Source organism: Microcystis sp. M090S1 (assembly GCF_020246295.1).
Taxonomy (GTDB): domain Bacteria; phylum Cyanobacteriota; class Cyanobacteriia; order Cyanobacteriales; family Microcystaceae; genus Microcystis; species Microcystis aeruginosa.
The window spans coordinates 1-5,213 of the sequence record NZ_JADBTF010000089.1 but is presented as its reverse complement, the minus strand read 5'-3'; the positions used below and the strand labels follow the sequence as shown (position 1 = coordinate 5,213).

Below are 5,213 nucleotides of genomic sequence, written 5' to 3'. Positions count from 1 at the left end.
GTTTAAAACAAGAAATTAAGGCATGGGAAGAAAATCGAAATGAAAAGTCAAATTCAGTTGACTGGAGATTTACTACTGCTGATGCTCGTATTAAATTAAAAAAACTCTATCCCTCAATTCAAACTTGACAGACTACTAGTTAAAAGCCTAAGAACCGAGAATCCCCCGCTACACCGCGCGAGCGGTTAGCGGGGGAGAGTCAAGGAACTACCAGAATTAAATATAGAGACAATTTGGGCGATTATTAACGATGAAATTGACGACGAAACCGTTAATAAATTGGTCTGGCAAAGTTTAGGTTATCGCTACGATGAAAGTCAGGGAAAATGGGATAATAGTCAAGTAGGGGAAGATTGGCGACGTGAATATCCTCAACCCCCGGATTTTATTGCCAATCGTCCTCCAACAGTAAAATTAACTCGATCGATCTTGCCAGAAAATAAACAATTATTAAAAGATAAATTGGGGTTTACTGGTTATAAAATTGGCGAATTCAATCCCCGCATGACTCGCCGTGCCACCGCCGCTAATTGGTTGTGCTTTTATGGGTTAAAATAGATAAGGAAAGTTATTTTATCAAGCTTCTAGCATGGTCACTACCCCTGTCAAGTCCTCCTCTCATCCCCTAGCATCCTATATTGATCGTCTCACTGCTGGGGAAGCATTGTTAAAAGATACTCCCCAGAATTTGATCGAGGTAGTGGGTATCCTGAAAAGTTACGGAGTGGTGTTAGATGCTTATTCCAAAAATTTAATTTATATTGCGGAAAATCAGTTTTTGGTTTTTTTCCCCTTCTTTAAATATTTTAATGGTCAAGTATCTTGGCAGAAATTACTACAACACTGGTGGCATGATCGCATTAATTTTGAGTATGCTGAATACTGTATGAAAGCCATGTTTTGGCATGGTGGGGGTGGTTTAGATAGTTATGTAGATAGTGCCGCTTTTCGGGAAGTGACAGCCAAGGTTATTCAAGCCAAATTTAGGAATAATCCGCTAGTTTTAATTTTAAATAAAGTCTTTCCTGAATTTTTGCCAGAACAAATGCGGATGATGGCCTACTATAGCGGTTTAGGTCAATTTTGGCGAATTATGGCCGATACTTTTTTAAGTTTATCCGATCTCTACGATGCCGGAAAAATTACCAGTATTCCCGCAGTGGTGGCACACATTAAGAAAAATTTAGTCGATAATGCTAGTCAAGCAATTGTCTATCAAGTAAAAATCAAAGGACAAACCTATGATCTTATCCCCAAATCGGCAGGATTAACCTTTCTTGCGGATACGGCAATCCCCTACGTTGAGGCGGTTTTCTTTCGCGGAACACCTTTCCCCGGTACAATTTCCTATAATGCCCAAGCCTATCAAATTCCCTACGATCAAGGAATGTTTGCCTATGGTGCTTTGTATGCGGATCCTTTACCCATCGGAGGTGCAGGGATTCCTCCCACACTATTAATGCAGGATATGCGTCACTTTTTACCAGATTATCTGCACGACATTTATAAAAAGAGTTTTCGTCAAGAAGAAGATTTATTAGTCCAGATCTGCGAAACTTTTCAAAAGTCGATGTTTTGTGTAACAACGGCAGCCATTCAAGGATTAGCACCTTACCCTTTAACTACCACAGATTTAAAAGAACAAAAAGCCAATCGCATCTATCTAGAAGCATGGATGAATCGCTTTGTTAAGTCAAGACTAGAAGCGGTAAATCAATAATTATTTTGCCGATAAATCGGTAATTTTTGCATCCAACAAACCCCTTTACATTTATGTCAGATATTAACGTCCAACTTCAGGATATTTTAGCTCAATTGCAATCTTTAACCGAACGGGTTGCCCTCATCGAAGCGCGGCAGATGTTAGTTCCGGACATCGAGCGCTATGGTAAATTACAGCAATTCCTAGCTGAGGGGAACTTTAGGGAGGCAGACGCAGAAACTCTCCGAGTTATCCTCGAAACTGCCGGCAGAACCCGCGATACTTTAACCCCAGAGGATATGATGCGGTTTCCCGTTAATGTGATTCGGGTACTCGATCGCCTTTGGAAAAATTATAGCGGCGATCATTTCGGTTTTAGCAATCAGGTGAAGTTATATTTTGCCGCCGGCGGTGATATTAACACCCTGCGTACCCAAGACGCGGAAACGATTAGAAAATTTGGGGAATTGGTAGGATGGCGCGACAAAGATGAGTGGCGTATCGATGATTATGATCACTGGGATTTTAGTCTCGCAGCTCCTGAAGGCTGTTTTCCCGCTCTCTGGTGGAAGTCTCCCTACGGGTTAAAAATGGTGACTTTTTGTTTTACTCGCCTGATAGAGTGCGATTTATAGGCAATGAAAGGGATTATCGGCTATTTTCGGGCTTTATTGTCCACCCAATTTGCACCCACCGGGATAAGAGTGGCTGTAGTAGTGGGGACGATTTTATTGACAATTAACCACGGTTATGCTATAGTTACAAGCCTTATAACTGACTTATCATTCTTTAGCGATCGCTAAAGTTGGAATAAAGCAAAAATAGATCTATGATCAAGACAAGAGCTGCTTTCATAGCGATCGAGACGAATATTCGGGAGTCCGATTTACCATGGCTGCTGTTTTAAGTGGGTGGGTGGAATTAAATATAAGATGAACGTAGGTTGGGTTGAAGCATGAAACCCAACGCCCGATTATGTTACGCTACCGCTAACCCATCCTACAAATAATTGTGCCTCCCTACTTATTAAAAACTGGCGAGTTCCGAGAAATCCCTGATGATCAGTTAATTTCTTTCCTCGAGGAAAACCGAGATTTGATTCAAGATCGACAATCACCCAGAAAAAGAGCGATTAAAAGACCTATACCGTCCAATGTTACCTCTTTCGAGTATTTTAAATTATAGAATGGCAGCGGTAAAACTCCCTTAGCTAGGATTTGATAAATGCGATCGCTCTCTTTTCAGTAAGGCACTCGCGAGAAAAATGCCCAGTATTGCCAATACAGCCATAGCATAAAAAGCGTAAGTGTAAGTACCGAACCAATCGCGAATTCTACCAGTTACTAAAGTTCCGATCAAAGCACCAACACCGTAGGCAGTAAAAACAATACCGTAATTTTGGGCGTAGTGGTCAGGATTAAAGAAGTGGAGAGTGGTAGCGGGAGCTAAGGCTAACCATCCCCCTAAACAGAACCAAAATAGACAAAAAGCCACTAGATAGCTAGTAACCGCCCCTTTTTCGGCCTTGACCATCAACAGACAACCAATCAAAATGAGTGTATAGGCCCCGATCGCTAAATAATGGGGTTTCCAGCGATCGCTCAACCAACCGAACAAAGGACGACTAATACCATTAAACAAGGCAAATAGAGCAACACTACTAGCCGCTAACCCCGGCTCAATCTGGATAATTTCCTCGGCGACGGGACTAGAAATACCGATAGCACTCAAGCCAATTAAAGCACCAATAGCATAGCAAAGCCATAAACCATAAAATGAGCGACTTTTCAGCATATTCACCGGATAATTGGCCTGAAAGTCGGATTTTCGATTAGCTAAATTTGACGGAGGTTGCCAGTCCTGGGGGGGTAATTTCATTGTGATCGCAATAATCACAATAATTATTGTAAAGATAATCCCCAAAAATCTTAAACTTGGTCTAACGCTATATTCATTGATTAATCGATTGGCTAAAGGTGCGGTAATCAGGGGAGAAAGGCCAAATCCGATGATGGTTAAACCCACCGCTAAACCTTTTTTGTCGGGAAACCAGCGCGCCACCACTGCCATGGGAACACCGTAAGCGATGCCGACTCCCGTGCCGGCAATAACTCCGTAGGTAAGAATAATTGTCTGGATCTGAGCGGCAAAACTAGCGAGAATATAGCCTAAACCGACGATAATTCCGCCGATAGCGGTCATCCTGCGAGTACCTACCCGGGGGATATAAAAACCGGCGATCGGCATAGAAGCGGCATAAAATACTAGGGCCACAGTGTAGGGTAATAAGCTTTCCGTGGCGCTGAGATTTAATTCTGTTTCTAGGGGTTTTCTAAAGATGCTCCAAGAGTACACCGTCCCTAAACAGAGTAAAACGCCCATTCCTAGAGGTATTAATAACCATCTACCTTTGGCCGCGGGTAATCCCAAAACTGTCAACTCGGAATCGTAATTACTGGTAGTCATAGATCGCCGTAACTCTTTCTAGACTTGCTGGCCTGTATTCTAGATGAGATCATGGCGAATAGGGAAAATTTTCTGGAAAATTTTCCGATTAAAATAAGGGGTGAATTATTTCACCCCTTTAAAAGTCTCCTTCCATCTATAGCTGAGGGACTTCTGAGGACTTTTAACTAAACTGCCGCGAAGTAAACCTTCGACTTCACAGGATCGGGAACCATGGTAGCATCGCCTTCTTGCCAACCGGCGGGACAAACTTCATCCGGGTGGGATTGGACGTATTGAATCGCTTTCAGAGTGCGGAGGGTTTCATCGACACTGCGACCGAAGGAAAGATTATTAATAGTAGCGTGTTGGATAACACCTTCTTTATCGATGATAAAGAGACCGCGCAGGGATACCCCCGCATCTGGGTCAAGAACATTGTAAGCGGTGCTGATTTCTTTTTTTAGATCCGACACCAACGGATAGGCCACATCACCGACACCGCCGGATTTTCTCTCGGTTTGAATCCATGCTAGGTGAGCAAATTCGCTATCGACGGACACCCCTAAAATCTCGGTGTTGATGCTGGCAAATTCGCTAACTCGATCGCTGAAAGCGGTAATTTCCGTGGGGCAAACAAAGGTAAAATCGAGGGGATAGAAGAATAAAACGACGTATTTACCCCGATAATCCGACAATTTGATGGTTTTGAACTCTTGATCGAAAACGGCGGTCGCGGTGAAATCCGGCGCCGCTTGTCCGACTCTTAAGCAACCTTCGGCGGTCATACTTTTAATCTCCTTAATCTAGTTTCTGGGAAAATGCAACTATTTTTACATTCCTTAACAACTATATCATAGTCATAACGATTTTGAGTAGTCAGCAATCAGTGATCAGTGATCAGTGATCAGTTATCAGTGGCTAGTGGGGAGATAGGGAGATAGGGAGATGGGGTGGTCACTGCGTGCGCGTTGCGGGGGGTGATGGGGGTTAGTGGGACTTAAACGCTCAACAAGAGTATAATAGAGTATAATCGTTAAAGAGTAAGCACTTTACGTTGAAAAAT

The 5,213-nt window shown here is 42.9% G+C and carries 6 protein-coding genes and 1 pseudogene; 5 read left to right on the top strand and 2 right to left on the bottom strand.

Annotated features, from left to right (window positions below; translation table 11 throughout):
- From IM477_RS04030 to nrtS, 5 genes and pseudogenes are all read left to right on the top strand, one after another.
- Positions 1–128, top strand: a pseudogene (locus IM477_RS04030) (IS630 family transposase); the annotation flags it as partial.
- A 94-nt stretch (positions 129–222) separates the two neighbouring features.
- Complete coding sequence (locus tag IM477_RS04025) at positions 223–558, top strand: DUF1823 family protein (RefSeq protein ID WP_287730623.1); 336 nt, start codon at positions 223–225, stop codon at positions 556–558.
- Positions 559–589: 31 nt separating this feature from the next.
- The gene (locus IM477_RS04020) at positions 590–1,720 is read left to right on the top strand and encodes a CO2 hydration protein (RefSeq protein ID WP_287730622.1); all 1,131 of its coding nucleotides are present in this window, start codon (positions 590–592) and stop codon (positions 1,718–1,720) included.
- Positions 1,721–1,773: 53 nt separating this feature from the next.
- Complete coding sequence (locus IM477_RS04015) at positions 1,774–2,337, top strand: GUN4 domain-containing protein (protein WP_287730621.1); 564 nt, start codon at positions 1,774–1,776, stop codon at positions 2,335–2,337.
- 3 nt (positions 2,338–2,340) lie between these two features.
- On the top strand, positions 2,341–2,505 hold the full coding sequence (nrtS, locus tag IM477_RS04010; protein ID WP_287730620.1) for a nitrate/nitrite transporter NrtS: 165 nt from the start codon (positions 2,341–2,343) through the stop codon (positions 2,503–2,505).
- Between the two features lie 403 nt (positions 2,506–2,908).
- On the opposite strand, the gene IM477_RS04005 is transcribed toward nrtS, so the two are convergent.
- Together IM477_RS04005 and IM477_RS04000 are read right to left on the bottom strand one after the other, a co-directional pair.
- Positions 2,909–4,168, bottom strand: a complete 1,260-nt coding sequence (locus IM477_RS04005; RefSeq protein ID WP_287730619.1) for an L-lactate MFS transporter — start codon at positions 4,166–4,168, stop codon at positions 2,909–2,911.
- 167 nt (positions 4,169–4,335) lie between these two features.
- Positions 4,336–4,935, bottom strand: a complete 600-nt coding sequence (locus IM477_RS04000) for a peroxiredoxin (RefSeq protein WP_002735961.1) — start codon at positions 4,933–4,935, stop codon at positions 4,336–4,338.
- Positions 4,936–5,213 lie beyond the last annotated feature (278 nt).